Annotated in this window: 24 protein-coding genes and 2 pseudogenes; 10 read left to right on the top strand and 16 right to left on the bottom strand. The window is 46.9% G+C overall.

The window, feature by feature from the left end; genetic code table 11:
- Positions 1–9: 9 nt before the first annotated feature.
- From mtgA to mpl, 6 genes are read right to left on the bottom strand one after another with little or no spacing between them, the layout of a single operon-like run.
- Positions 10–765 (bottom strand): monofunctional biosynthetic peptidoglycan transglycosylase, encoded by a 756-nt coding sequence (gene mtgA / locus VC188_RS02545; protein WP_215321407.1) that lies wholly within the window; start codon positions 763–765, stop codon positions 10–12.
- A 9-nt stretch (positions 766–774) separates the two neighbouring features.
- Positions 775–1,680 (bottom strand): shikimate dehydrogenase, encoded by a 906-nt coding sequence (aroE, locus tag VC188_RS02540; RefSeq protein WP_323482907.1) that lies wholly within the window; start codon positions 1,678–1,680, stop codon positions 775–777.
- 56 nt (positions 1,681–1,736) lie between these two features.
- The gene (locus VC188_RS02535) at positions 1,737–2,624 is read right to left on the bottom strand and encodes an energy transducer TonB family protein (protein ID WP_215321405.1); all 888 of its coding nucleotides are present in this window, start codon (positions 2,622–2,624) and stop codon (positions 1,737–1,739) included.
- On the bottom strand, positions 2,608–4,659 hold the full coding sequence (locus VC188_RS02530) for a ribonuclease catalytic domain-containing protein (RefSeq protein ID WP_323482906.1): 2,052 nt from the start codon (positions 4,657–4,659) through the stop codon (positions 2,608–2,610). Before VC188_RS02530 ends, VC188_RS02535 begins: the two co-directional genes overlap by 17 nt.
- 2 nt (positions 4,660–4,661) lie before the next feature.
- Positions 4,662–5,396: a beta-ketoacyl-ACP reductase gene (locus VC188_RS02525; RefSeq protein WP_216154388.1), complete on the bottom strand. Its 735-nt coding sequence runs from the start codon at positions 5,394–5,396 to the stop codon at positions 4,662–4,664.
- A 29-nt stretch (positions 5,397–5,425) separates the two neighbouring features.
- Positions 5,426–6,826, bottom strand: coding sequence for a UDP-N-acetylmuramate:L-alanyl-gamma-D-glutamyl-meso-diaminopimelate ligase (gene mpl, locus VC188_RS02520; protein ID WP_323482905.1), 1,401 nt, complete (start codon positions 6,824–6,826; stop codon positions 5,426–5,428).
- Between the two features lie 26 nt (positions 6,827–6,852).
- Between mpl and VC188_RS02515 the strand changes: the two genes are divergently transcribed.
- From VC188_RS02515 to VC188_RS02485, 7 genes and pseudogenes are all read left to right on the top strand, one after another.
- Complete coding sequence (locus VC188_RS02515; RefSeq protein ID WP_323482904.1) at positions 6,853–7,380, top strand: TlpA disulfide reductase family protein; 528 nt, start codon at positions 6,853–6,855, stop codon at positions 7,378–7,380.
- 219 nt (positions 7,381–7,599) lie between these two features.
- Complete coding sequence (aroQ, locus tag VC188_RS02510) at positions 7,600–8,049, top strand: type II 3-dehydroquinate dehydratase (RefSeq protein WP_215321400.1); 450 nt, start codon at positions 7,600–7,602, stop codon at positions 8,047–8,049.
- A 36-nt stretch (positions 8,050–8,085) separates the two neighbouring features.
- On the top strand, positions 8,086–8,547 hold the full coding sequence (accB, locus tag VC188_RS02505; protein WP_215321399.1) for an acetyl-CoA carboxylase biotin carboxyl carrier protein: 462 nt from the start codon (positions 8,086–8,088) through the stop codon (positions 8,545–8,547).
- A 52-nt stretch (positions 8,548–8,599) separates the two neighbouring features.
- Positions 8,600–9,964, top strand: coding sequence for an acetyl-CoA carboxylase biotin carboxylase subunit (gene accC, locus VC188_RS02500; RefSeq protein ID WP_215362568.1), 1,365 nt, complete (start codon positions 8,600–8,602; stop codon positions 9,962–9,964).
- Positions 9,965–9,979: 15 nt separating this feature from the next.
- Positions 9,980–10,900: pseudogene (gene prmA / locus VC188_RS02495) on the top strand (50S ribosomal protein L11 methyltransferase); the annotation flags it as partial.
- Positions 10,889–11,509 carry a DUF3426 domain-containing protein gene (locus VC188_RS02490; protein ID WP_416350483.1) on the top strand — a complete coding sequence of 207 codons (621 nt, stop codon included), beginning with the start codon at positions 10,889–10,891 and terminating at the stop codon, positions 11,507–11,509. The pseudogene prmA and the gene VC188_RS02490, both read left to right, overlap by 12 nt.
- A 52-nt stretch (positions 11,510–11,561) precedes the next feature.
- Positions 11,562–12,521 carry a carbohydrate kinase family protein gene (locus tag VC188_RS02485; RefSeq protein WP_215321396.1) on the top strand — a complete coding sequence of 320 codons (960 nt, stop codon included), beginning with the start codon at positions 11,562–11,564 and terminating at the stop codon, positions 12,519–12,521.
- A gap of 98 nt (positions 12,522–12,619) precedes the next feature.
- Here VC188_RS02485 and VC188_RS02480 read toward each other — a convergent pair.
- The 5 genes and pseudogenes from VC188_RS02480 to VC188_RS02460 form a co-directional block, all read right to left on the bottom strand.
- Positions 12,620–13,017: pseudogene (locus tag VC188_RS02480) on the bottom strand (histone); the annotation flags it as partial.
- A 337-nt stretch (positions 13,018–13,354) separates the two neighbouring features.
- Positions 13,355–14,542 carry a ribonucleotide-diphosphate reductase subunit beta gene (locus VC188_RS02475; RefSeq protein ID WP_215321395.1) on the bottom strand — a complete coding sequence of 396 codons (1,188 nt, stop codon included), beginning with the start codon at positions 14,540–14,542 and terminating at the stop codon, positions 13,355–13,357.
- Between the two features lie 43 nt (positions 14,543–14,585).
- Entirely contained in the window at positions 14,586–17,495 is a 2,910-nt protein-coding gene (locus VC188_RS02470) for a ribonucleoside-diphosphate reductase subunit alpha (RefSeq protein ID WP_370623804.1), read from the bottom strand.
- Positions 17,496–17,826: 331 nt separating this feature from the next.
- Positions 17,827–18,645, bottom strand: coding sequence for a 1,6-anhydro-N-acetylmuramyl-L-alanine amidase AmpD (gene ampD / locus VC188_RS02465; RefSeq protein ID WP_255533271.1), 819 nt, complete (start codon positions 18,643–18,645; stop codon positions 17,827–17,829).
- 3 nt (positions 18,646–18,648) lie between these two features.
- Positions 18,649–19,497: a cytochrome C assembly family protein gene (locus tag VC188_RS02460; RefSeq protein WP_215321393.1), complete on the bottom strand. Its 849-nt coding sequence runs from the start codon at positions 19,495–19,497 to the stop codon at positions 18,649–18,651.
- 20 nt (positions 19,498–19,517) lie between these two features.
- Between VC188_RS02460 and ffh the strand changes: the two genes are divergently transcribed.
- Positions 19,518–20,900, top strand: coding sequence for a signal recognition particle protein (ffh, locus tag VC188_RS02455; RefSeq protein WP_323482903.1), 1,383 nt, complete (start codon positions 19,518–19,520; stop codon positions 20,898–20,900).
- Here ffh and VC188_RS02450 read toward each other — a convergent pair whose 3' ends face one another.
- A complete protein-coding gene (locus VC188_RS02450; protein ID WP_323482902.1) occupies positions 20,901–22,643 on the bottom strand; it encodes a proline--tRNA ligase in 1,743 nt (580 codons plus the stop codon).
- Between the two features lie 48 nt (positions 22,644–22,691).
- Between VC188_RS02450 and VC188_RS02445 the strand changes: the two genes are divergently transcribed.
- The gene (locus VC188_RS02445) at positions 22,692–23,291 is read left to right on the top strand and encodes an RNA pyrophosphohydrolase (protein ID WP_215321390.1); all 600 of its coding nucleotides are present in this window, start codon (positions 22,692–22,694) and stop codon (positions 23,289–23,291) included.
- On the top strand, positions 23,288–23,854 hold the full coding sequence (locus VC188_RS02440) for a CNP1-like family protein (protein ID WP_323482901.1): 567 nt from the start codon (positions 23,288–23,290) through the stop codon (positions 23,852–23,854). The genes VC188_RS02445 and VC188_RS02440 overlap by 4 nt, the downstream gene beginning before the upstream one ends.
- Here the strand turns inward: VC188_RS02440 and proB are convergent.
- The 4 genes from proB to rplU form a co-directional block, all read right to left on the bottom strand.
- Entirely contained in the window at positions 23,851–24,645 is a 795-nt protein-coding gene (gene proB, locus VC188_RS02435; protein ID WP_215321388.1) for a glutamate 5-kinase, read from the bottom strand. The genes VC188_RS02440 and proB overlap by 4 nt on opposite strands.
- 21 nt (positions 24,646–24,666) lie before the next feature.
- On the bottom strand, positions 24,667–25,755 hold the full coding sequence (obgE, locus tag VC188_RS02430) for a GTPase ObgE (RefSeq protein ID WP_323482900.1): 1,089 nt from the start codon (positions 25,753–25,755) through the stop codon (positions 24,667–24,669).
- Between the two features lie 88 nt (positions 25,756–25,843).
- The gene (gene rpmA, locus VC188_RS02425) at positions 25,844–26,104 is read right to left on the bottom strand and encodes a 50S ribosomal protein L27 (RefSeq protein WP_011902041.1); all 261 of its coding nucleotides are present in this window, start codon (positions 26,102–26,104) and stop codon (positions 25,844–25,846) included.
- A 19-nt stretch (positions 26,105–26,123) separates the two neighbouring features.
- Complete coding sequence (rplU, locus tag VC188_RS02420) at positions 26,124–26,435, bottom strand: 50S ribosomal protein L21 (RefSeq protein WP_011902040.1); 312 nt, start codon at positions 26,433–26,435, stop codon at positions 26,124–26,126.
- Positions 26,436–26,439: the final 4 nt, after the last annotated feature.

The raw sequence follows: 26,439 nt of genomic DNA, 5'->3' as shown, positions 1-26,439 counted from the left end.
AACAAGGAATTATTTACCCGAACCACTCTTTGGGTAAGGCGCCAAGGCAACTCTATCCATGTTTTCCAAGACAAATTCTTGGCGAGCGGAGTAGTTAATGCTTCCTCGACGGCAATACTGTTGCTTGTCAAAACACTTGGGCGCCGGCAGTGCTGAAGCTAGAGCAGCAGCCTGCTCACGATCTAGGGTTGCTGGGCTTGTAGCAAAATAATGCTGAGAGGCGGCGCCAATTCCAAAAATGCCCTCGCCCCACTCTACCGAATTCAGATAAATCTCAAACAATCTCTGCTTAGAAAGTATTAACTCTAAAAGCCCCGTAATGATGAGCTCCTGTCCCTTGCGCAAATAATGTTGCTCTGACGAAAGAAATAAGTTTTTTGCTAATTGCTGGGTAATGGTAGATCCACCCCGTAACGCTATTTTGGATTTATTGCCTGCTTGGGCTTTTTGCTGATTCTGCTGTTGATTTTTCTGCCAGGCTTTTTGCATATCTTCAACTCGCACACCCTTGTGTTGAAAGAAGATATCGTCTTCACTGACTAAAACAGCGCGCTTGAGATTGTTCGAGATCTTGTCATAAGGCACCCAATGGGATTGCACTGGACAGGTCCAATGCCAAGTGCATAAGCGCCAACGCTCAGCCCTCTGAAACGCAGTACTACTGGGATCTAAGCTAATCCACAAAGCAATCTGCAAGGCGAAAAAGATTTGCATGGCGATAAACCCTGCGAGCAAACACTTCACTGGATATAGAAGCCAGCGCATCAGGGCAAATTAACTGCGTAACTCTGCTAAGACTGCGCGGGAGTCAATTGCACTCGCCAATTGCGCGCCCCGCCATAGCAAGAATGCATCAGCCGCTTGCTCAACCAACATTCCAAGGCCATCACTTACGCGAGCACCTCGTTGTAAGGCCTGCTGCATGAAGGCAGTAGTTTTACCGTAGACCATGTCATAAGCGAAAGAGCTGGGCACAAAAATATTAGCTACCGCTTCGGGCATCAATGGGGACTCATCGGTTAAACCAGCAGCTGTGGCATTGATCACCAAATCAAATGGGTGCTGAGTTTTTGCAACATCCTCTAAATCAGCCAAAGTACGTGACTCCAGTGCTACCTCCTTAGAGCCGGCTAAATCTGCAAATAGCTTAACCAACTCATCTGCCTTTGCGCTGGAACGATTGGCAATGATGAGGGACTTAGGAGATTGCTCAAGCAATGGACCTATTACACCCCGGGCAGCCCCACCAGCACCGACCAATAAAATGCGAGCGCTATGCAGTGAAATACCTTGAGCCAGTAAATCACGCACTAGACCAGCACCGTCGGTGTTGTCACCAAAAATTTTGCCTTCCGTCTTCCACAAAGTGTTAACGGCACCAGCCAATTGAGCACGCGGCGTTAATACATCAGCCAGATTTTGAGCATCTAGCTTGAACGGCACAGTGACATTCATGCCTTTACCCCCCGCAGCAAAAAAAGATTGCGCTGCTTGGGCAAATGAATCTATATCCGGCTGAAGACGTCCATAGTGCATCCGTTGCTTTGCCTGTTCCGCAAAGCGTTGATGTATTACTGGGGACTTGCTATGAGCAATCGGATTACCCGCAACCACATAGACATCCACGCCAGCAAAAAGGCTTGGATCGGTATGTAGGGAGGAGGAATCGGTAGAGCTCATGATGACTACAGAATAAGCGAATTTGTAAATTGAGTTAGCAAACTTTTCAAATAATATTAATGGCGCAGCTCGAGGCGATCTACCCCATCACGTGTGAACTCAAAGGTAGAGATCCAATCTAAGACATCGATTTGATTGCGCATTTCTGAAGGAAAAGGACCAAATGGTGCAGAGGCTCTCACAATTGCCAGCGCTTGGCGATCTAACTCGGGATTACCAGAACTACGGCCAATCGAGAGCCCATCCTTGCCTTGAGCGTTTGTAGTGATTCTGCCTTGGTTATCAACGCTAACGACAATAACTAGACTGCCGTACAAGGGATGCCCACTCGCCCTTGGGAAAAAAGCGCTACCGTAAGCCTCAATCTTTTGACGCATCGCATCGTAATAATGCGCAAAGGTAACTGCTTTGGTATTGGCTCCAGTCAATACTTTACGTCTAGGCTCTTTGCCATCAATTTGTAAGCGTTTAGCTAACTCAGCCTCTAAAGAATTTAATTGAGGCGTAATTTTTTGCTCATCGCCACTCTTGCGACCGCCTGATCGACTGCGCTGCTCATCTAGCTTAGCGAGCATTTGTTTTTGCTGCTTTTCTAAAACCTCTAGTCGCGCCTCTGCACCCAATCTTGCGCGGTGCATTGCTGTGGCATCTTGAGTTTCTGTTTTACCGCCACCCTGCAAATCAGCCTGCGCCAACTTATTCGCTTTTTGAGGTGGCGTTTTATTGCTGGCGTTTACTAAAACCACGCTCAATGGCGTATTGAGTCTGCGGTTCTGAATCTCTCCAACGCCCCATCGGAAAGATAAGAAAACAATGTGGATCAGTATTGAAGCGCACAAGGCAAATCGGAATGGGTGGCGATTCCAGGCGCTGCGCAAGTAACGCAAGGCCCCAGCAAGCCTTTCAGGACATGGAAACTCCAGCGATTTAATCTGGGCTAGCATCTTCTTTGGGATTATCCGAAACCACTTGCTCTGGAGTCTGCTCGGTAGCCTGATCAGCCGAAGGCTTTTCAGGAGATTCAATTTTTGCCTCGATCTCCAACACACGAACGCCAGCACTTAGCTGCAGCAAATCTACATCTGCGATCACCACTTCCGCACGGGTCATGCGTGGATGGGTTGCCAATTCAGGGATAGGTAGATGTAGAGGTACTAACTCCACTCTGGACATACCCTCTTTTAAATGGCGCACATGCACTGTTTTCGAATCACCGTCTTGAGTAATCCAACGTAAACACCAATACTTTTCTAAGCGATCTTGGAACTCGCCATAAGCTTGATAGCAAGATTCAAAGTCAGCAGCAATACCCATCAAGGTAGCGTCTCTCGGCGGGAATGGGGCAACCATCTTGGCAGTAACGCCATGCTTTGCTAGCGCAATGAGTTGCCATTGATTTACCAAATCAGAATACCGACGTAAAGGAGATGTACACCAGGCGTAATAGTCCAAACCAAGGCCTTCATGAGGTCCGGGAGTGGTTTGCATCCGGGTACGCAATGGACCCCAACCCTTTTGAGTTCTAAATAACCCAGGAAGGCCATGATCTGCTAGAAGCTGTCCTGAGGCGCTATTACAGAAAATCATCCACTCGGCAACGATCGTATCCAAAATAGAGCCGCGTTGACGTGGGGTGATTTCTACACGCTGCACCCCATCAACGTCTTGAATCTGAAAATGAAAGTCTCTTGCTAGGGCATTTGGATCTGTGACACCTAACTGCTCAGCACGCAAACCATTTGCTACGCGCTTCTCTTGACGCCCTGCATGCAGATGTTTAGCAGCTTGCCATAGAGTAGCCAGCTCTTTGCGATACGGGTAGTTAGAACCCTCATCCAACAGACTTTCCTCACTCACGAGATGCTCAATATTTTCTAGGCGTAAATTAGCAGCCATCGGCACCATCTCAGCACGCATCTGCAAGCTCGCTCGATTAGCAATACCTTCAGCATCAATATCAACATAGATCGATAAGGCCGGTCTTGGCATACCCTCATCTAATGAGAATTGCTCAATGACTGAATCAGGCAACATCGTAATCTTGTCACCCGGAAAGTACACCGTGGACATTCGATTACGAGCGACTTGATCCAATGGATCATCTTTTGTAATTACCAGTCCAGGAGCGGCGATATGAATACCCACCCGATGACCACCCTCAATTGGTGTAACTGATAGGGCATCGTCAATCTCGGTAGTACCGGAATCATCAATGGAAAATGCCTGGACCTGAGCAAGAGGTAGCTCAGCAACCGCTGATGCGTATGCCGATTGATCAATGCTAATAGCCGGGTTGTGATCCGCACCATTCGGGAAATGGGCTTTGAGAAACAATCCCTGGTGATACGCCAAAGGAGAGTCGATTGCGCCACAACGAATCATCAGTTGCGCCGGAGACTCCCCGGTTTCAGTACAGGCTGCGATCAATGTCTTATAGGCGGAGGTATTTTTATCGGGCGAGAAAAGTAATTGCTTGGCTGAAGACTTCAGTGACTCAGGGAAGATGCCAGCAACCAACTCTTGCTGCCAAACGGATTGCTGTTCAAGTTCTTTTTGCTTGCGCTCTAAAGCAGCCAATCCAGCCTGTAACTGCTCTAGTGGAGCTCTCTGAAACCGTCCGCGCCCTTTGCGACGGAAAAATACTGGCGCACCTTGCAAGGCAATCGCCAGAGCAACTTGCTGCGGAATGCTCGCTTGTGAGCCAAAGTACTCATGAGCCACATCAACCAAGCCAAACTCTTCATCAGGTGCGCAATCCCAAAGGAACTGTAAATCAATATCAGCAGTAAGTGTGTTGGCTTCATCCATGGCTATTTGAGCTTCTGGATTTTCAAAACGCAGCCATACCTCTTTGGCCTTGAGCTTGATTTTTTTTCCAGAAAGGCTCGTGGCTTGCCAAGACTCTGTATCGCCAGCCCCTGCAGCAGACTGGACTGTGGCGATCTTAATATCGCCACCTTCTTCGTATAAAAGATTCATGCTTAGAGCGAGATCCCGCCGCTGGCCTCTAATGCCACTCCATTGACATAGCTTGCCTCATTGCTCGCTAAGAATAAATACACATTTGCCATTTCTGCTGGGGTGCCTAGGCGACCAAGCCAACTGCGCTTTTCAATATCTTGCACAATATTTTCTGGCATGGCCATGACCATTTCAGTGGCGATAAAACCTGGGCACACCGCATTGACTCGAATGCCTTTAGCTCCTAATTCACGCGCCCATGTTTTTGTAAAACCAATCACACCAAATTTAGTAGCCGAGTAATTGGTTTGGCCAAAATTACCGTAGAGACCCACAACGCTTGATGCATTAACCACTGCGCCAGAGCCAGCTTCCAGCATATGCGGTACGACTATCTGGGTGCAATTGAATACACCCTTCAGATTGACATCAATCACAGTATCAAACTGAGCTTCGGTCATCTTAATTAAGCGTGCATCTTGAGTAATGCCAGCATTGTTGATCAAGATATCAATCCGTCCGTGCTTTTGCATTACCTGATCTACAACAGACTGAATGCTAGCGCGATCCGTGACATTCATGGCATAGCCTTCGGCATTAGGCGTTTTTTCTGCCGCACTATTAACAGCCTCCTGACTGATATCAGTAATGATGACTTTTGCACCCTCTTCTGCAAAACGCTGAGCAGTAGCAAAACCAATACCCTTAGCGGCACCAGTAATGATGGCTACTTTGTCTTTTAATCTATCGCCCATGATTTGCTTTCTGTATTTACTTATATTTTTTACTGCGCCGAAATGGCTTTTAATATTTTCTGATGCACGCCACCAAACCCGCCATTACTCATCACCAAAATATGATCGCCAGGCTTAGCCTCATGCGCAACCGCCTTCACCAGAGCTTCAAGATCATCAAAGGCATGTGCTTTACCCTGTTCTTGCTTATTGAGTGGAGATAAGACTTCTGCCAAATCCCATCCCAATGATTCCTTGCCGGCATTAGCGCCATAGGCAAATACTTTGTCAGCAGCCTCTAGACTTCCAGGAAGTTGAGCTTTCATGACGCCGAGCTTCATCGTATTTGAACGTGGCTCAAGCACCGCCAAGATGCGTGCTTTACCAACACGGCGATGAAGGCCATCAACTGTAGTCGTGATCGCGGTTGGATGGTGGGCAAAATCATCATAGACCGTGATGTCATTTGCAACACCAATCGTTTCCAAGCGACGCTTTACATTCTTAAATTCTGCCAATGCACGTGCAGAATCTGCTGGCGAGATACCAATATGATTTGCGCAAGCAATCGCACCAAGTGCATTGAGTTGATTGTGTCTACCCATCACACCAGAATCAGGCGCCCATTTCACAGTGGCTACTTCTTTACCTGCCTTGCGCACGATGAAGCTATCAGCCTCTTGAGCAATTAAAGACCATTCATTTTTGAGTTCTTGCCCGAACCGCGCTACAGGCGCCCAAGCGCCACGCGTAATCACGCTCGCCAATGCAGGCTCCTCGCCATTAACAACCAGTAAACCATCGCCAGGAACAGTGCGCACTAAATGATGAAATTGCGTTTCGATTGCCGCAAGATCAGCAAAAATATCGGCGTGATCAAACTCTAGGTTATTCAATAGGGCGGTACGTGGTCGATAGTGAACAAACTTACTACGCTTATCAAAGAAAGCTGTGTCATATTCATCAGCCTCAATGACAAAATATTTACTCTCACCTAAACGTGCAGACACTGTGAAATTCAGGGGCACGCCACCGATGAGATAGCCCGGCTTGTAACCATTGAATTCTAAAATCCAAGTCAGCATAGCTGAAGTAGTTGTCTTGCCATGCGTACCCGCTACGGCCAAGACATGTCGTCCATACAAAACTTGTTCGCCCAACCATTGCGGGCCAGAGATATAGGGTAGCCCTTGATTGAGAATTGCTTCCATCAATGGATTGCCGCGAGAAACCACATTGCCAATCACGAATAAATCAGGCATGGTCTCAAACTGAGATAATTGATCAGGGGAAAATCCCTCAATCAGTTCGATGCCTTGAGCTTCAAGCTGCGTACTCATTGGTGGATAGACGTTGGCATCGCAACCAGTAACGCGGTGTCCAGCCTGCCTCGCAATTGCGGCAATGCCGCCCATGAAAGTACCGCAAATGCCCAAGATATGTATATGCATTAGCGAATTTTAGCGAAGGAGTTGCAATGAACCGTAGACAATTGATCATCATCGTCGCAATTAGCCTTTTGGCGCTCCTTGGGGGCGTACTAACCTCCCAGTGGATTTATAAAACTGGTTTGGCCAGCGATCCTGCTGTTAAAGCATTTTTTGCCAATTCTTGGCAAACGCCGGATGGAAAAACCGTCAACACCCAAGAATGGCAGGGTAAAGTGCTGGCGGTGAACTTTTGGGCCTCCTGGTGCCCCCCATGTGTCGAAGAAATGCCTGCTTTAGATAAGCTTCAGCAAGAGTTCTTGCAGCAAAATGTCTTATTTGTTGGCATTGGCATCGATTCACCCTCCAATATTCGTGAATTTCTTTCAAAAACTCCAGTGAGCTATCCGATTGTAATTGGTGGTCTTGAAGGTAGCAATCTTTCTAAGCAACTGGGAAATTCCCAAGGCGCCCTTCCCTACACCATCATCATCAATGCCAAAGGTAAGGCCAGCTATAGCAAATTAGGTAAGATAAGCGAAGATGACATCAGAAATGCCATTAAATCAGCTTTATAAGTATTTATAAGCTGTGAATGGATTTTTCTATCGATCAATTTTTGCCTAATAATTAAGCATTAATTCTGATATCTGTCTTTAAAAGCAATGAAAATTCCTGTTTTTGTAGTGAGTTTTTAGTCTATTCCTTGCTTTAAAAAGGTATACTTCCCTTCATAAGCAATCGAGCATGATGTTATTTAGCAATTTACGCTTAACTGCCTCTAAAAACAGGGATCTATGTCGAAAAAAGCTTCAATTCTCGTAATTCAGGGCCCAAACCTAAATCTATTAGGTACTCGTGAACCTGATGTTTACGGAAAAACTACCCTGGAAGATATCCACCAAAGGCTCGGCGAACTGGCAAAAGCGCAGTCTGTTGACCTCGGCACTTTTCAAAGCAATCATGAAGGCGAGTTAATTGACCGCATTCAAAAGGCTAAACAAGATGGGGTTGATTTCATCATCATTAACCCGGGTGCCTTTACCCACACAAGCGTCGCATTACGCGATGTTTTGGCTGGGGTAGCCATCCCATTTACCGAAGTCCATTTATCCAATATTCATCAGCGCGAAGAATTCCGTAAACATTCCTATTTGTCCGATATTGCAACCGGGGTGATTTGTGGCCTTGGCGCGATTGGCTATGAGTTAGCCCTGCAAGCAGCTATTGCTCGCTTGCAGAAATAAAACTATTTAAAGAATTAGAAGAGAGGAAGCACTCACATGGATCTGAGAAAACTAAAAACATTGATCGACCTAGTTTCTGAATCAGGCATTTCAGAGTTAGAAGTAAATGAAGGCGAAGATCGTGTTCGTATTGTGAACGCTGGATCTCCTGCGCCAGTTGGCCAAATGGTTTATGCCAATCCGGCCCCTGCGATGCAAGCCACACCAGCAGCTAGTGCACCTGTTGCAACAGCCCCTGCTGCAGAAGCTCCCGCGGTTGAAACTGGTTCTATTGCACGCTCACCAATGGTGGGGACCTTCTACCGCGCTCCAAACCCAGAGTCTCCCAACTTTGTCAACATTGGCGACACTGTAAAAGTAGGTCAAACGCTTTGCATTATTGAAGCAATGAAGTTGCTTAATGAAATCGAATCCGAGCATGCTGGTGTGATCAAAGAAATTCTTTGTGAGAATGGTCAAGGTGTTGAATTTGACCAGCCGCTTTTCATCATCGCTTAATTGACTACCTTTAGCTCAATTCCAATTCACTGCTATTTAACTCAGAGCCGACATGTTCGATAAGATTCTGATTGCCAATCGGGGAGAAATTGCTCTCCGTATCCAACGCGCATGCCGCGAGTTGGGAATTAAAACTGTGGTGGTGTACTCCACAGCAGATAAAGAAGCCAAGTATGTAAAACTTGCTGATGAAGCTGTTTGTATCGGGCCAGCGCCATCTCCGCTCAGCTATCTGAATATGCCAGCGATTATTTCTGCAGCGGAAGTTACTGATGCAGAAGCAATTCACCCTGGTTATGGCTTCCTTTCTGAAAACGCTGACTTTGCAGAGCGGGTTGAGAAATCTGGCTTTGCCTTTATTGGTCCTACAGCCGCTTCCATTCGCTTAATGGGTGACAAAGTTTCCGCAAAACGCGCCATGATTAAAGCTGGTGTCCCTTGCGTACCCGGATCAGAGGGCGCGCTTCCTGATAATCCAAAAGAGATTATTGCAACAGCAAAAAAGGTTGGTTATCCAGTAATCATTAAAGCTGCTGGCGGTGGTGGTGGTCGTGGCATGCGAGTGGTTCACACTGAAGCTGCGCTGATCAACGCTGTCAATATGACCCGAGAAGAAGCGGGCCGTGCTTTTGGTAACCCAGAAGTCTATATGGAGAAGTTTTTAGAAAAACCTCGCCACGTAGAGATTCAAATTTTGGCTGACACCCATGGCAATGCGATTTGGTTGGGTGAGCGCGATTGCTCTATGCAGCGTCGCCACCAAAAAGTGATTGAAGAAGCACCGGCACCAGGCATTGATCGTCGTCTTATCGCCAAAATTGGCGAGCGTTGCGCAGAAGCCTGTCGCAAGATTGGCTACCGTGGCGCCGGTACATTTGAATTCCTCTACGAAGATGGCGAATTCTTCTTCATTGAGATGAATACCCGTGTTCAGGTAGAGCATCCGGTGACTGAAATGATTACTGGTGTGGATATCGTTCAGGAACAAATTCGTATTGCCGCTGGCCTGAAACTCAGCTATCGCCAAAAAGACATTGTTTTCCGTGGTCATGCCATTGAGTGCCGTCTGAATGCTGAAGATCCATTCAAGTTCACCCCGAGCCCTGGCAAAATTGGTTCATTCCACATGCCTGGAGGCCCTGGTATTCGGGTTGATTCACATGCTTACAGTGGTTACGTGGTGCCATCAAACTACGACTCCATGATTGGTAAATTGATTTCTTACGGTAATACTCGTGAGCAAGCCATTCGCCGTATGCAGATTGCGCTCTCTGAGATGGTGATTGACGGCATTACAACCAACGTTCCACTCCACCGTGAGCTCATGCTAGATCCGAACTTCATTGAAGGCGGTACCAGCATTCACTACTTAGAGCATCGCTTAGAAGAGCAAGCTGCGAGTCGCGGTAAATCCTAATGATGAAAGCGCCTCATGTCTTATCGTGAACTGGTATTCACGGTAGCTGCTGAAACCGCCGAGCCTTTGGGTGATGCGCTTTTGGATTTGGGTGCCCTGTCCGTCACAGTTGAAGATGATGCTGCTGGTGGCTATGACGAAAACCCACTTTATGGAGAGCCTGGGCTTCATCCAGAAGTACAGGCTTGGGATAGATCCGCAGTAACCGCGCTTTTTAATCCAGAGATTGATGCTTCAGGCAGCGCAGAATTTATTCCCGAACTACTCGCATCCCTTAAGGAGGCAGGCTTTCATCTAGCACCTCCCCAAGAAAAAACAGTCGAAGAGCAAGACTGGGTTCGCTTAACCCAAAGTCAATTTGCACCCATTCAGATTGGTGAGCGAATTTGGGTAGTGCCATCTTGGCACGATGCACCGACTGATCCCAATGCGATCTGCCTTGCAGTTGATCCAGGTCTCGCATTTGGCACCGGTAGTCACCCAACCACGCATTTATGCCTTCTTTGGCTTGAGCAACAAAGTCATTTACAAAATCAAAGTCTCTTGGATTACGGTTGTGGCTCAGGCATTTTGGCAATTGCTGCCGCAAAGCTGGGTTGTAAGCCAGTGATCGGCACCGATATTGATCCACAGGCGATGGTAGCTGCTCGTAGCAATGCAGAAATCAACAACACCACTATTCGCTTCGTGCTTCCAAACGAGGGTGCGCTCGAATTGGCTGCTGAAACCAAATACGACATCGTGATGGCCAATATTCTGGCAAATCCACTGCAAGTTCTTGCTCCTGCCTTAGTCAACAAGATGAAAATAGGCGGACGTATTGTTTTATCTGGTGTACTTGCCCGCCAAGCAGAAGAAGTGATTGCTACTTATAGCCAATGGCTCAAGCTCTCTGTCTGGAAAGAGAGTGAAGGTTGGGTTTGCTTGCACGGCACCTTACACAAGGACAAGCAAAGTCATTCTGAATCTACTTTTGCTGCACCTGCTCAAAAAAAAAGTCTTAAGTTCGTCTTTCTAGCTGCCTTACTTCTGCTGCTTCTAGTTTTTGGAGAGCATCTCTCCAGAAATTCATTGCTTCCTGCATTAGCACCACGAATTGATGGGACATCGAATTCCATTTCCGTTAGTGCGTTTCATGTTTTACAACGTATCGATGCAAAACTTTGTCGTGCACTAGGATGTCTAGATCGCACTGTGAGCGATTTTTCTGCATGGAAAATAACTTCCGCCGCACTTGCGCCAGAAAACGCGCGTGAGGGCCTTAAAAACCCTGCAAATCAATCTCTGTTGCAAGTGGAGATAAAAAATTGTCTAGCTATTGCCGTTTTAGCTCCAAATTTAGAAATTTCTTTGACTGATGCAGAAGAATCTGAAATCAAATTACTGCAATTCACTCCACAAGAGTGGCTGCCCAAAGCTTGGCAAGAATCTCATCCTGATTTTTTAAAAAAGGGGATCCCTTCTGGTGAAACGCTGCAGCTTGAGTTGCTTATTTCTCTTCCACCGAATGCTGCGGGCTATCGCGTTCGAGTGCTCTACCCCTAAATCAATTCAAAAACACCACATTTACACCCAATTTTTATAAAGAAAGTAATTTATGGCTAGCTTGATCTGCGGCTCTATTGCCTACGACACCATCATGAACTTTGAAGGCAAATTTGCCGATCAGATCCTCCCCGAACAGATTCACATCCTGAACGTAGCCTTTTTGGTGCCAACTATGCGCCGCGAGTTTGGTGGTTGCGCTGGCAATATTGCCTACAACCTCAATCTTTTGGGCGGCGATCCGATCATCATGGCTACAGTGGGTGGTGATGCTGCGCCTTACATGGGCCGCCTTGAGCAACTCAAAATTGATGCGAGCCATATTCGCCAGATCGATCAAGCGTTTACCGCACAAGCCATGATCACCACCGATCAAGCTAATAACCAAATCACTGCTTTCCATCCAGGCGCCATGGGGGAATCCCACCTGAACCAAGTCTCGGCAGTTGTGGTTGAGCGTAGCAAGAACGCTAAAGGTCCAGTGAAATTAGGAATCGTTGCGCCCGACGGTCGCCAAGGAATGTGGGAGCACTGCCATCAATTGGCCGATGCCAATATTCCCTTTATCTTTGATCCAGGCCAAGGTTTACCAATGTTTAATGGTCCCGAGCTTCTGGAATTGGTAGATATCGCTAGCTACTTGGCGGTAAATGACTATGAAGGAGAAATGCTTTCTCAAAGAACGGGCTTGAGCTTGGCAAAAGTGGCTGAGCGAGTCAAGGCACTGATCGTTACTAAAGGTGCTGAAGGTGCGGACATCTACTTTGAGGGTAAATGCATTGCCATTCCCCCGGTACCAGCTGCAAAAGTAGTAGATCCAACAGGTTGCGGAGATGCATTCCGCGGTGGATTGCTGTTTGGTTTAGAAAATGGCATGGACTGGGACACCACTGGTCGACTTGCTAGTTTGATGGGTTCAATCAAAATTACCCACCAGGGACCACAAAATCACCAATTGAGCAAAGATCAGATCACTGAGCAATTTAAAGCGGCGTTTGGCTTTAGCTTCTAAGCAAAAACAGTCCTAGCTGGCCTAGGATCACTCGTTTAATAATCCAGAAATAAAAAAAGGGGTCTCGTGAGAGACCCCTTCTAGTAACACCCGTCCAATTAAGGACGTGTGCCAGTTGGGAAGGGCCAAGCAGCAGCAGGATTCAACGCACTAGTCGCTGGTGCAGCTTTCTTAGCCGCGGGCTTTTTTACAGCAGAGCCCGCTTTCTTCGCAGCAGGCTTACTTACTTTTTTTTTGCTACTTTACGAGCTACTTTTTTAGCAGCAGGCTTCTTAGCAGCAGGACGCTTCTTAGCTACTTTTTTAGCAGCAGGCTTTTTAGCAGCAGCTTTTTTAGCAGCAGGACGCTTCTTAGCTACTTTTTTAGCAGCTGGCTTTTTAGCAGCTACTTTTTTAGCAGCAGGCTTCTTCTTAGCTACTTTTTTAGCAGCAGGCTTCTTAGCAACTACTTTTTTCTTAGCAGCTGGTTTCTTTGCAGCAGGTTTTTTCTTGGCGATTGCCATATTAATACTCCTTCACGTGAGGATTAGTACAAACTACATTAAGAAGACCCGACCACTCATTTCCGCCTGGTTTTGCAACCTTTTGGATCTGACGAGCGAGCCATTCATCGGCGCGCGGCTTGATGCTAGGTGCTGCACGCTAATGAATCCTGGAAAAAAAGCCGTGGTCCCAAAGGACAACGGCTTCTTAAATGTGCTGGAAAAAATGGAGAGAATAGCCCAGACACCCTTGAGCAAGGGTTTTCGGATTTGAGTCTGTTTTTGCTGACTTCTTAAACTATCCAACCGTCTAATCTCCAATTTAGCCGGCTATGCGCTTACTTACTGCTTACTACTCCCAACTTAGCGCACCGCCAGTTTGATACTCAATAACGCGTGTCTCAAAAAAGTTTCTTTCTTTCTTAAGATCAATCATTTCTGACATCCATGGAAATGGATTCTCTTCATTTGGGAACATCGCGTCAAGTCCTATTTGCAAACATCTGCGATTACAGATGTATCTTAGGTACCCTTTGAACATCGGAGCGTTCAATCCGAGCACTCCGCGAGGCATCGTATCTTCGGCATAACGGTACTCTAATTCGACTGCTTTTTCGAAGATGGATTTGATCTCATCTTTGAACTCGGAAGTCCATAGCTGCGGGTTCTCCAGCTTGATTTGGTTTATCAAATCAATGCCGAAATTGCAGTGCATAGACTCATCGCGAAGGATGTATTGATACTGCTCAGCAGCACCCGTCATTTTGTTTTGACGACCCATTGCAAGTATTTGCGTAAAACCAACATAAAAGAACAAACCTTCCATCACACAAGCAAAAACAATGAGTGATCGGAGTAACTTTTGATCGTTTTCTAATGTGCCAGTCTGAAAATTCGGGTCAGTTAAAACATCAATAAACGGAATTAAGAACTGATCTTTCGCGCGAATAGATTCAATTTCGTTGTACGCATTGAAGATTTCGGATTGATCTAAGCCCAAAGATTCAACAATATATTGGTACGCGTGGGTATGAATTGCCTCTTCAAAAGCCTGGCGCAATAGGTATTGGCGGCATTCTGGAGCGGTAATGTGGCGATAAGTACCCAAAACAATGTTGTTTGCTGCCAAAGAATCTGCAGTTGTAAAGAAACCCAGATTGCGCTTGATGATGCGACGCTCATCCTCTGTTAGGCCATTCGGATCTTTCCAAAGCGCGATATCGCGGTTCATATTGATCTCTTGTGGCATCCAGTGATTTGCGCAACCAGCTAAATACTTCTCCCAAGCCCATTTATATTTAAATGGAACCAACTGATTAACGTCAGTCTTGGCATTAATGACGCGCTTGTCAGCGGCATTAACACGCAAGGCGGCGCCACTAACTGCAGCAGCAGCTTGTGATGGGCCGGCAGAAACAACTTGAGGGGCTACTTGAGCAACCTGATCCACCTGTGGGCGCTGTGGCTCGACTGCAACCGGTTGCGGTGCAAGATTCGCCTTGGCTAGTGCCGGAGCGACTTCTTCTTCCCAATTCAACATAACTTTCTCCTAATTCTTTTATTCTGACCAATAAGCAAATCGCTTATTGGCATGCTTCACATTCTTCGAAACCAGCATCGCCTGGGCGCATTGTGCAGGCTGGGCCATCTAATTCTTGCGCCGCTGCCGCATCAGTACCATTCACGCCACCACCACTAGAAACCGAATTCAACTGACCGCTAGTAACAGTTGATTTCTCAACGTGAGTTGCAGCCATTGTGCGGAGGTAATAAGTGGTCTTCAAGCCACGTAACCAAGCTAATTTGTAAGTGTCATCCAATTTCTTACCGGAAGCGCCGCCCATGTAAATGTTGAGTGATTGCGCTTGGTCGATCCACTTTTGACGGCGGGATGCTGCCTCAACCAACCAGCTTGGCTCCACTTCAAAGGCTGTTGCATACAAATCACGCAAATCTTGCGGAATGCGGTCAATTTTCGACAATGTGCCATCAAAGTACTTCAAGTCGGCAATCATCACCTCATCCCAAAGACCGCGATCTTTCAAATCACGCACCAAATACTCATTTACCACTGTGAATTCGCCTGAAAGGTTCGACTTCACAAACAAGTTCTGGAATGTAGGCTCGATACAAGCTGAAACACCAATAATATTTGAAATCGTTGCTGTTGGCGCAATTGCCACGCAATTGGAGTTGCGCATACCGTATTGCTTGATGCGTGCACGTAAACCACTCCAATCCATAGTAGAAGAGTTATCTACCTCTACGTAACCACCGCGCTCGGCAGCCAACATGGCTACTGAATCCTGCGGGAGAATGCCGCGATCCCATAAGGAACCTTTGTAGGTGCTGTAAACGCCACGCTCTTCAGCCAATTCATTGGATGCTTGGTATGCGTAGTAGCAAACCGCTTCCATTGAAGAGTCAGCAAACTTCACAGCCTCATCGCTAGCGTAAGGAATACGCTGCATATGCAAACAATCCTGGAAGCCCATGATGCCCATGCCCACTGGACGGTGCTTCAAGTTCGAATTACGTGCTTTAGCTACTGCGTAGTAGTTGATATCAATCACGTTATCCAACATGCGCATTGCAGTACGCACAGTTCTTTGGAGCTTCTCGTGATCCAAAATCATCTTGCCGTTGGCATCTGTAGTCATGTGAGCCGTTAAGTTCACAGAGCCCAAGTTACAAACCGCAATTTCAGTCTCGTTTGTATTGAGGGTGATCTCAGTACAGAGGTTGGATGAGTGAACTACACCGACATGCTGCTGTGGACTACGAATGTTGCAAGGATCTTTGAAAGTAATCCATGGGTGACCTGTTTCAAACAACATGCCAAGCATCTTGCGCCACAATTGTTGCGCTGGGATACGGCGGAATGGCTTCAATTCACCACGATCCGCTTTTTGCTCATAGGCAACATAAGCCTCTTCAAATGCTCTGCCGAATTTGTCATGCAAATCTGGAGTGTTTGATGGTGAGAACAAAGTCCAATCACCACCTTCCATTACACGCTTCATGAACAAATCAGGAATCCAGTTTGAGGTATTCATATCATGGGTACGACGACGGTCGTCACCAGTGTTCTTACGCAACTCCAAGAACTCTTCGATATCTAAGTGCCATGTTTCCAAGTAGGCGCAGACCGCACCTTTACGCTTACCACCCTGGTTAACAGCAACTGCAGTGTCGTTCACCACTTTCAAGAACGGCACAACACCCTGTGATTTACCGTTAGTACCTTTGATATGGCTTCCCAACGCACGAACGTTAGTCCAGTCATTGCCCAAACCACCGGCAAACTTAGACAACAAAGCATTTTCTTTCAATGCTTCGTAAATTCCATCTAAATCATCATCCACTGTCGTCAAGTAGCAGCTAGAAAGCTGTGGGCGAGTAGTTGCTGAATTGAACAATGTTGGTGTGCTGGACATGAAATCAAATGTAGATAGGATTTCATAGAACTCGATTGCACGACGCTCACGATCCATCTCATTCAAAGACAAGCCCATTGCCACGCGCATAAAGAAAGCCTGTGGCATTTCAATACGACGCTCTTCAATGTGCAAGAAATAGCGGTCATACAAAGTTTGCAAGCCGAGATAGTTGAATTGCAAATCACGGCTGGCGTTCAAGGCTGCAGCCAAGCGTGGCAAGTCAAACTCACGCATGCGTGGGTCCAGCAACTCAGCAGAGATACCTTCATTGATGTACTTCGCAAAATAAGTGCTGTATTCGGCTTGCGTATCGCCCTGCAATACTTCCTTGCCAAAGATTTCTTTACGAATCACGTGCATCAAAATGCGCGCTGTTACTTGGCTATAGGCCGGATCTTTTTCAATCAAAGTACGGGAAGCCAAAATAGCAGAGTCATACACCTGCGCCATTGGTACGCCGTCGTACAGGTTCTTGATGGTTTCAGTAATGATTGGTGTTGCATCAATGTTATTACCCAAACCTTCGCAAGCTGCCTCAATCACAGTACGCAAAGCAGCCATATCAAGCCACTTCTCAACACCGTTGTCAGTTACCTTGATGCCAGACTCGCCAGCTTGATTCGCAGTTTGTGCTTCTTGGGAAACTTCTTGCTGAGCAGCGCGCTCTTGGTTGCGCTTTTCACGATAGAGGACGTAAGCACGAGCAACGTTGTGCTCACCACTACGCATCAAAGCCAATTCAACTTGGTCTTGAATATCTTCGATGTGGAAAGTTCCGCCATTTGGGCGGCTACGCAACAATGCGCGCACAACAGAGTGGGTCAACTGCTCTACTTGTTCGCGAACACGTGCTGATGCAGCGCCTTGTCCACCATTAACCGCTAAAAATGCCTTGGTTACTGCAATCGCAATTTTTGATGGCTCAAACGCTACAACTGAACCATTACGGCGAATAATTTTGTAATCAGACAATTGGGTTGCCTGGGTGCCACCAACACCACCAGCCACAAAGCTGGCAGAAGGGGCTTGATTTACCGCCCCTGCAGGACTCATTCCTGGGTTATTCGCTCCAGCTGGTTGGCCTGCTGTCTGTGGATTAGCGTATGTCATGTTGCTCCTACGTATATATATAGTTATTTGGACAAAATATCGTTAAAAAACAATGAGGTGTTGCTAGATTCAAACACTACATCTAGTGTTTCGAAGCGCATTAGGCACTAAGTATAGGGAAATATTTGATAATTGGTAAGCCATTTATGACAAATATTTATTAGTATTTTTACTAAGTTTTCCACTTATTCTGGGGTCATTTTGGTGCGGATTTTTTGACCCGTTTTAGACAAAGGCTAAAAAAGTAAGCGTACGCTCACATACAAAAATAAGACTATCGAGAACTTAGACCAAAAGGTAGTTTTTCAGGAGAAATGCCTGTCTCTTTTTGGAACTTTTTCCAGTCAAAATAAATTCCAGGATCAGTTTTGCGACCAGGCGCAATGTCGCTGTGTCCCGCAAATTGCAAATGAGGATAAGTGCTCGCCAATTTCGTAATGAGATTTGCCAAAACTTGATACTGAGAAGCCTCGAATGGCGAATCTCCATCTCCCTCCATCTCAATGCCAATCGAAAAGTCATTGCACTTTTCCCTGTCAAAAAATGATGAAATACCAGCGTGCCAAGCCTTGTTCTGTGTAGAGACAAACTGAATTAAATCTCCAGAGCGGGTAATCAAAAAATGACTGGATACCTTTTGGTCGGCAATCTGCGCAAAATAAGGATGCTTGTTTGGGTCAAGCTTATTTTGGAAAAAGTCGACTATATGCTGACTAGATGATTGATTTTTGAAATCGCCTGGGGGAAGACTGATGTGATGAATCACCACTAAATCAGGGATAACATTTTCTGGTCTAGTGTCTTGGTTAGGCGAAATTCTCCATTGCGCATCCCCAACCCAACCATTTAAATCGAGAGCATGAAGATGTTCTTTGGAGCAATAAAAACGATTGTCAAAAGTAAAGGCTTCTGGCTGAGGAAGGTGCACTTTGCAGTATTGGCATTGCACCATTACCTCAGGCGCAGTAGGCCTCTCAGGCTTATTATTATTGGGTTTAGGGGGGTTTTCTGCGTTGAACTGCGCTTGCTTCTTACCCTTAATCCAAAGATAAAAAAGACCAGCACCTGCAAATAATAAAAGCCACTTAAACAATGGTTAAGCTCTCTGCAGAATGACTTCAACCACAAAACGACTGCCGACATATGCAAGCAACAAAGCGGTATAAGCACTTAATACCCATCGAATAGCCGCTCTGCCACGCAGCCCTACTCGCCAACGCGCTATCAAAAGACCAGCAAACAAAAACCAGGAAACCAAAGCAAAAATGGTTTTGTGATCAAACAACAAAGGTCTGCCAAACAAGGTTTGCGAAAAGAGTAGACCCGAGAAGACGGTCAAACTCAGAAGTGCAAAACCAACATAGAGCAAATTGAACAAAAGACTTTCCATTGTCATGAGCGGGGGCAAATCCTCTAACCAGTGAGCAAGGCGGCCATTGGGAATGATTGCCAACTGACGATGCAATGCGCGATCTTGAACGCTCATGAGCATGGCATGCATCGCTGCTAGACTCAGCAAGCCCACTGAAACAGTAGCCACCACGAAGTGCCCCTTAAACCAAGGATCTGAAACCGCTTTCGGCGAAAGCAGGGTCCCTGGAAAAATGGAAGGGAGCAATGCGCAAATGAGCGCAAACATTAGGGCCATCCAACGTAAGCTTGAGATAGGTAAAAACCAAGATTGAAACCAATAAAAGGCCAGGCCAACCCAAGCAATCAAGGACAAATCCTGTGCAAAACCAAATACAAAGCCTTGAGGGGTAAAGACGGAGTCATGCAATTGCACCCCATGAATGACCAAAATCACAAAAATAGCAGCCTGGACCAGAGTGCTGGAGAGTCCAGACTCCACGCCGCTCTTGGCTTTGAAGCTCAAAACCAGCAAAAGCACTAAATAAAGTGCGGAAGGGAGCCATCCGTAACTTGAGTAACCTAAAATATCCATCTGGAAAGTCTAATCGATAAATGCTAGAAAACCTCACCGACCGCCTATCACGCGTTGTTAAAACAATGCGGGGCCAAGCCCGCCTCACTGAAGACAATACCGCAGAAATGCTGCGGGAAATCCGTTTGGCCTTGCTAGAGGCTGACGTAGCGCTGCCAGTAGTGAAGTCACTGCTTGAGCAAATCAAATTTAAAGCCCTTGGCGAGGAAGTGGTTGGGAGCCTCAGTCCTGGACAAGCTCTGGTTGGCGTAGTTCAACGTGAACTCGCCCAAGTCATGATGGGCGACACCAATCAAAGCGGCGAACTCAATCTTGCTACCCAGCCTCCTGCAGTTATCTTGATGGCCGGCTTACAAGGTGCGGGTAAAACGACATCCGTTGGCAAACTCGCCAAGTGGTTGAAGGAGAAAAAGAAAAAGAAGGTTCTGACTGTTTCTTGTGACGTCTATCGTCCTGCTGCGATTGAGCAATTAGAAACTGTTACCAAGCAGGTTGGCGCTGAGTTTTTTCCGAGCGACATTAGTCAAAAACCAAATGACATTGCTGTAGCTGCCCTAGATTGGGCACGCCGCCATTACTTTGATGTGGTGATTGTGGATACCGCAGGACGTCTTGGTATTGATGAAGCCCTCATGCAAGAAATAAAAACTTTGCATGCCAGCCTCAATCCAATTGAAACCCTATTTGTAGTTGACGCCATGCTGGGTCAAGATGCTGTCAATACTGCTAAAGCCTTCCATGAAGCGCTCCCGCTTACCGGCGTGATCCTGACTAAGTTAGATGGCGACTCTCGGGGTGGTGCAGCCCTCTCCGTTCGACAGGTAACTGGTGTTCCACTCAAATTTATCGGCGTCGCCGAAAAGATGGATGGTCTAGAGGCATTTGATGCTGAACGCATGGCAAATCGCATTCTGGGCATGGGCGATATTCTGGCTCTAGTTGAGCAAGCTCAGCAACACGTTGACGTTGCCAAGGCAGAAAAATTAGCCAGCAAGATTTCTAAAGGCAGTTTTGATTTAGAAGATTTTAGAGATCAACTCATGCAAATGCAAAAGATGGGTGGCATGGCTAGTCTGATGGACAAGTTACCCAGCCAAATGGCACAAGCTGCCTCCAAAGCAAATCTCAGCAATGCAGATAAACAAACTACACGTATGCGTGGCATTATTGATAGCATGACTCCTCGGGAGCGCAGAAAGCCTGAATTACTTAAAGCCAGTCGTAAGCGTCGCATTGCCGCCGGCTCTGGCGTAGAAGTGCAAGAGGTCAATCGCCTGCTAGCGCAGTTCGAGCAAATGCAAACCATGATGAAGCAATTCAAGGGTGGAAAAATGGCGCGCACCATGGCCACCATGGCTGCAAAAGGAGCCGCCAAGGGTATTGGCGGGCTCTTTAAGAAATAATTAATTAACTAAGATCTTCGCTGCTTGAACTGCAGCAATCACTTTTGCTTTGATGTCATTTAGTGGGATGTTCTCGAACTCAGCATCCGTGCGGCCCTTAAATTCGACTTGAGAGTCTGCCAAACCACGATCACCAATCACTACACGGAATGGTGCTCCAATTAACTCCCAGTCAGCAAACATCGCGCCTGGGCGTTCATTGCGATCATCCAGAATCACATCAACGCCAGCTGCTAATAGCTCGTCATGCAACTGATCGCATGCGACTTTAACGGCTTCTGATTTCTCGTAACCCATTGGGCAAATGACCACCTCGAAGGGTGCCATTGAGATCGGCCAGATAATACCCTTCTCATCATGGCCCTGCTCAATTGCAGCGCCAAGCAAACGAGTAACACCGATCCCGTAACAACCCATCACCATCGGCTGGGCTTTGCCCTGTTGATCCAAGTAAGTGCAACCCATTGCTTCTGAATAACGAGTACCCAATTGAAATACGTGACCCACTTCAATGCCGCGGCAAATATCAACAACCCCTTTGCCATCCGGCGAAGGATCACCGATCACCGCGTTACGAATATCCAACACTAAAGGCTCAGACAAATCACGGCCCCAATTCACGCCAGTCAAGTGATGACCAGCATCATTGGCGCCACAGACAAAGTCAGCCATATTAGCGACCGTACGATCAGCAACAACAGTCACGTCAGCACTTACTCCGACGGGACCTAAATAACCTGCAGGCGCATTACAGGCTTGTTTGATTTCTGCTTCAGTAGCAAAACGTGATTCAGCCATACCCGGAATTTTGCTTGCTTTGACTTCGTTAAGCTCATGGTCACCGCGCACCAACAACATAAATAGCTTAGCTGGACCTTTTTCCTGATCCGCAGCAAACAATAGTGACTTCACTGTGCTCTCAAGCGGAATATTTAAGAACTTTGCTACATCTGCGCAATTTGTCTTGTCAGGCGTTGGCACTTTGGCCATCGCAGCAGCTGCAGCGGCACGTGTAGCAATTAAAGCTAAAGACTCGGCCGCCTCTAAATTGGCTGCGTAATCAGAGCTAGGGCAATACACAATCGCATCTTCACCAGTATCGGCAATCACATGAAACTCTTGACTGCCAGAGCCACCAATGGCGCCATTGTCTGCGGTTACCGCACGGAACTGAAGGCCCATACGCTTAAAGATGCGGGTGTAAGCATCAAACATCATTTGATAAGACTTCTTGAGACCCTCAACATCGCGATCAAATGAGTAGGCATCCTTCATGCTGAACTCACGACCACGCATGATGCCAAAACGAGGGCGACGCTCATCACGGAACTTGGTCTGTATCTGATAGAAGTTCACTGGCAATTGCTTGTAACTCTTAATCTCATTTCGAGCCAAATCAGTAATGACCTCTTCAGAAGTTGGCTGAATCAAAAAATCGCGATCATGGCGATCTTTGATGCGCAGCAACTCTGGACCCATTTTTTCCCAACGACCAGTCTCTTGCCACAACTCAGCAGGCTGAATCATTGGCATGAGTAATTCAATTGCGCCAGCACGATTCATTTCCTCACGAATAATGTTTTCTACTTTGCGGATAACCTTCAAACCCAGCGGCAAATAGTTGTAAATGCCTGCGCTGAGCTTACGAATTAAACCTGCACGCACCATGAGTTTGTGCGAAACCACCTCAGCGTCGGAGGGGGCTTCTTTTAGCGTGGCGAGAAATGATTGTGAGGCTTTCATGTATGGATATAATCAAATCGTTGATTTTAAAGGATTTGAGGCACGATCATGCTTGACCGTGAAGGGTATCGCCCGAATGTCGGCATTGTCCTCCTCAACAGCCGTAACGAGGTTTTCTGGGGAAAACGCGTTGGGCAGCATTCGTGGCAGTTCCCGCAGGGCGGGATTCAGCATGGTGAAAGCCCTGAACAGGCTATGTACCGCGAATTGCAAGAGGAGGTTGGCTTACTGCCGGAGCATGTCCAAATTATTGGACGTACCAGGGATTGGCTTCGCTACGACGTCCCTGAGGAATACTTGCGCCGCCAACACGCCACTCGGGTCCATCGAGCAGCATACCGCGGTCAAAAACAAATTTGGTTTCTCTTGCGTCTAGTAGGTCTAGATAGCGATATCCAACTACGCGCTTCGGAACATCCAGAATTCGATGCCTGGCGCTGGGTACCCTTCTGGATTCAACTAGATGCAGTCATTGGCTTTAAACGTGAAGTTTATCAACTTGCGCTTTCAGAATTAGCGCGCTTCTTATCCCGTGGCATGCGTATGCAGCAACTCGCCTGGGGATCCCCTCTTGATTTAATTCAGTCTTTTTACGGTGGCTCTCACGAACATCCGAAAGACGACAACCCAAACGATCAATCCACATGACTATTTCTCTGAAGCGCCTGTATCTCACTTGCTGCACCGCAATCCTCGGCATCGCATTATCTGCATGCGGTGGCGATGCGCTCATTAGTGGCGTAGATCCTTTTGCACCCATGGTATTTAAGGAGGGCACAACTACTATGCCCTTAAACCCACCGAACCAGGCTACCTTGCAGCCTTTTTATGTTTCTCAGCACACCATCTTTAAATTTGCCGTAGATACTGACTCCATTCTAATTGGTGCCGATGGAGTGACTCGCTATATTGTCGTGCTGACAAGTCCAAGCGGTAGCGTGCAGGCTCAATATGAAGGCATTCGTTGTGATTCATTTCAGTGGCGGCTTTATGGCACTTTAGAAAATGGCGCCTGGAAAGAGAATCCCTTGTCTACTTGGCGCAATATTCAAAGCAACGTACCCAATCGCTATCAAGCAGCTTTAGCACAAGGAGCTTTTTGTAATTTCAGCTCTCAAGAAAAAAATATCAATACGATTCTTAAATCGCTCAACCCCAATGGATTCACTGGTCAAACAAAACCAACTAATTCCTTTGGCGTAGTCAATTAAAGATTATTTGGGGCTGGGGCCAAATAGGTCCCAATTTTCTCGCCCGCCATTAGGCGAGTAAGCACATGAGGTTCGCGCCCAGAGGCAATCACGGTAGCTGCGCCGGTTTGTACGGCAATCTTTGCTGCCAGTACCTTAGTCAACATACCGCCCTTACTGAGCTCACTAGCGGCACCACCCGCCATTTTTTCTAAAGCAGGATCTCCCGCAACAGCGTCTGCAAGCAAGGTGGCATTTGGATTTTGACGTGGATCTGCAGTAAACAGACCGCCTTGATCAGTCAAAATCACCAAAAGATCTGCATGAATTAAATTGGTTACTAAAGCGGCAAGGCTGTCGTTGTCACCAAACTTAATTTCATCGGTTACTACTGTGTCATTCTCGTTAATGATGGGAACTACACCCAACTTCAACAAAGTATCGAGGGTAGCTCTAGCATTGGCATTCCGTTCAGCATCAGCTAAGTCTGCATTAGTCAGCAAGACCTGAGCGCTACGGAGATTGAAGCGCGCAAAACAGCTTTCATAAACCTGAACCAAACCCATCTGACCGACTGCAGCAGCGGCTTGTAGTTGGTGAATTTCTTGTGGGCGCTTAGTCCAACCCAGACGCTGCATGCCTTCAGCAATAGCGCCTGAGCTCACCATCAACACCTCATGACCTGCCTTTAATAGCCCAGCCATTTGCTCAGCCCACATTGCAATCGCAGCATGATCCAAGCCTTCACCATTATTGGTGACTAGGCTAGATCCTACTTTGACAACAATCCGTTGAGTTTTTTTAGCGTTCATAGCAAAAGGCGAATGAAATATTTAATCTGGTTTTTTATCTTCTAACTGACCTTGATAACGCGGATCTTGAGCGCGCTCATCAGCATCATCTCGGTCACGACGTACAGAATCCAAATAATCCTGCAAAGAATAGCAAAGCTTGTCGCAACCCAAGCCTGTTAAGGCTGAGATCTCGAAGACGGGGCCTTTCCATTTAAAGCGCTTTATAAAGTCAGCAACGACTTTCTTGCGATCTTCTTCTGGAATCATGTCCACTTTATTTAAGACTAGCCAACGCGGCTTCTCAACCAAAGCTTCGTCGTACTTACGCAATTCATTCACAATCGCTACAGCATCTGCCACTGGATCAACATTTGCATCAAATGGAGCAATATCAACCAAATGCAGCAATACGCCTGTACGTTGTAAATGGCGCAAGAAGCGATGACCCAGACCAGCGCCTTCAGCCGCGCCTTCAATCAAACCAGGAATATCAGCGATCACAAAACTGCGTTCAGCTCCCACACGCACTACACCCAAATTTGGATGCAAAGTGGTGAATGGATAATCCGCAATCTTTGGACGAGCATTCGAAACTGCAGTAATCAAGGTAGATTTACCCGCATTAGGCATACCCAATAAACCAACGTCGGCCAATACTTTTAATTCGAGCTTCAGCTTACGGCGTTCACCTTCTTTGCCATTCGTCTTTTGACGTGGCGCCCTATTCGTACTACTCTTAAAGTGAATATTGCCCCAACCACCAACACCGCCCTCCGCCAAACATAAGCGCTCACCATGAGTAGTTAAGTCAGCAATGGGTTCACCAGTTTCATAGTCGGCAATGATTGTGCCAACTGGCATCCTTAACTCGATATCGTCACCAGCGCGGCCATAGCAATCTGCGCCACGACCAGGCTCACCATTTTTTGCAGTATGTGTTTTTGCGTAGCGGTAATCAATCAAGGTATTGATGTTGCGATCGGCTATTGCCCAGACGCTACCGCCTTTGCCACCGTCTCCACCATCAGGCCCGCCAAATTCAATGAACTTTTCGCGGCGCATAGAGGCACTCCCGGCGCCACCTTGCCCTGCTATCACTTCGATACGTGCTTCGTCTATAAATTTCATGAATAAAAAAGGCCTCGCTTAGCGAGGCCTGTTCCTAAGAGTTAAATTCGGAATAAATCTGAATCAAACGTGTCTCAGTCAGGCTGCCTTATGAACGAGGCAAGACTGAAACTTGGGCCTTCTTCAAAGCACCCTTAACGCCGAATTCCACTTGTCCGTCAATCAAGGCGAACAAAGTGTGATCCTTGCCAATACCAACGTTAGCACCTGGATGAACACGTGTGCCACGTTGACGAATGATGATGCTGCCAGCATTAATATGCTCGCCGCCAAATACCTTAACGCCTAAGCGTTTCGATTCTGAGTCGCGGCCATTTCGTGTTGAGCCGCCGCCTTTTTTCTGTGCCATATCTTTCTCCTACCCTGAATTAGGCTTTAATCGTGTTGATCAAAATTTCAGTGAAATTCTGACGATGGCCTTGGTGCTTTTGATAATGCTTGCGACGGCGCATCTTAAAGATTGTCACTTTATCGTGACGTCCCTGGGAGACGACAGTGGCCATCACAGCTGCACCATTAACCAATGGATCACCTAATTTCAGTGAAGCGCCTTCGCCAACGGCGAGGACTTGGTCAAGAGTGATTTCGCTGCCGATTTCCGCTGGTATCTGTTCTATTTTCAATTTTTCGCCTGCAGCAACTTTATATTGTTTGCCACCGGTTTTTATGACCGCGTACATGGTT

Source organism: Polynucleobacter sp. MG-28-Ekke-A2, from assembly GCF_035012985.1.
GTDB lineage: Bacteria > Pseudomonadota > Gammaproteobacteria > Burkholderiales > Burkholderiaceae > Polynucleobacter.
The sequence above is the reverse complement of the archived record's forward strand: the minus strand, read 5'-3'. Positions and strand labels throughout refer to the sequence as shown.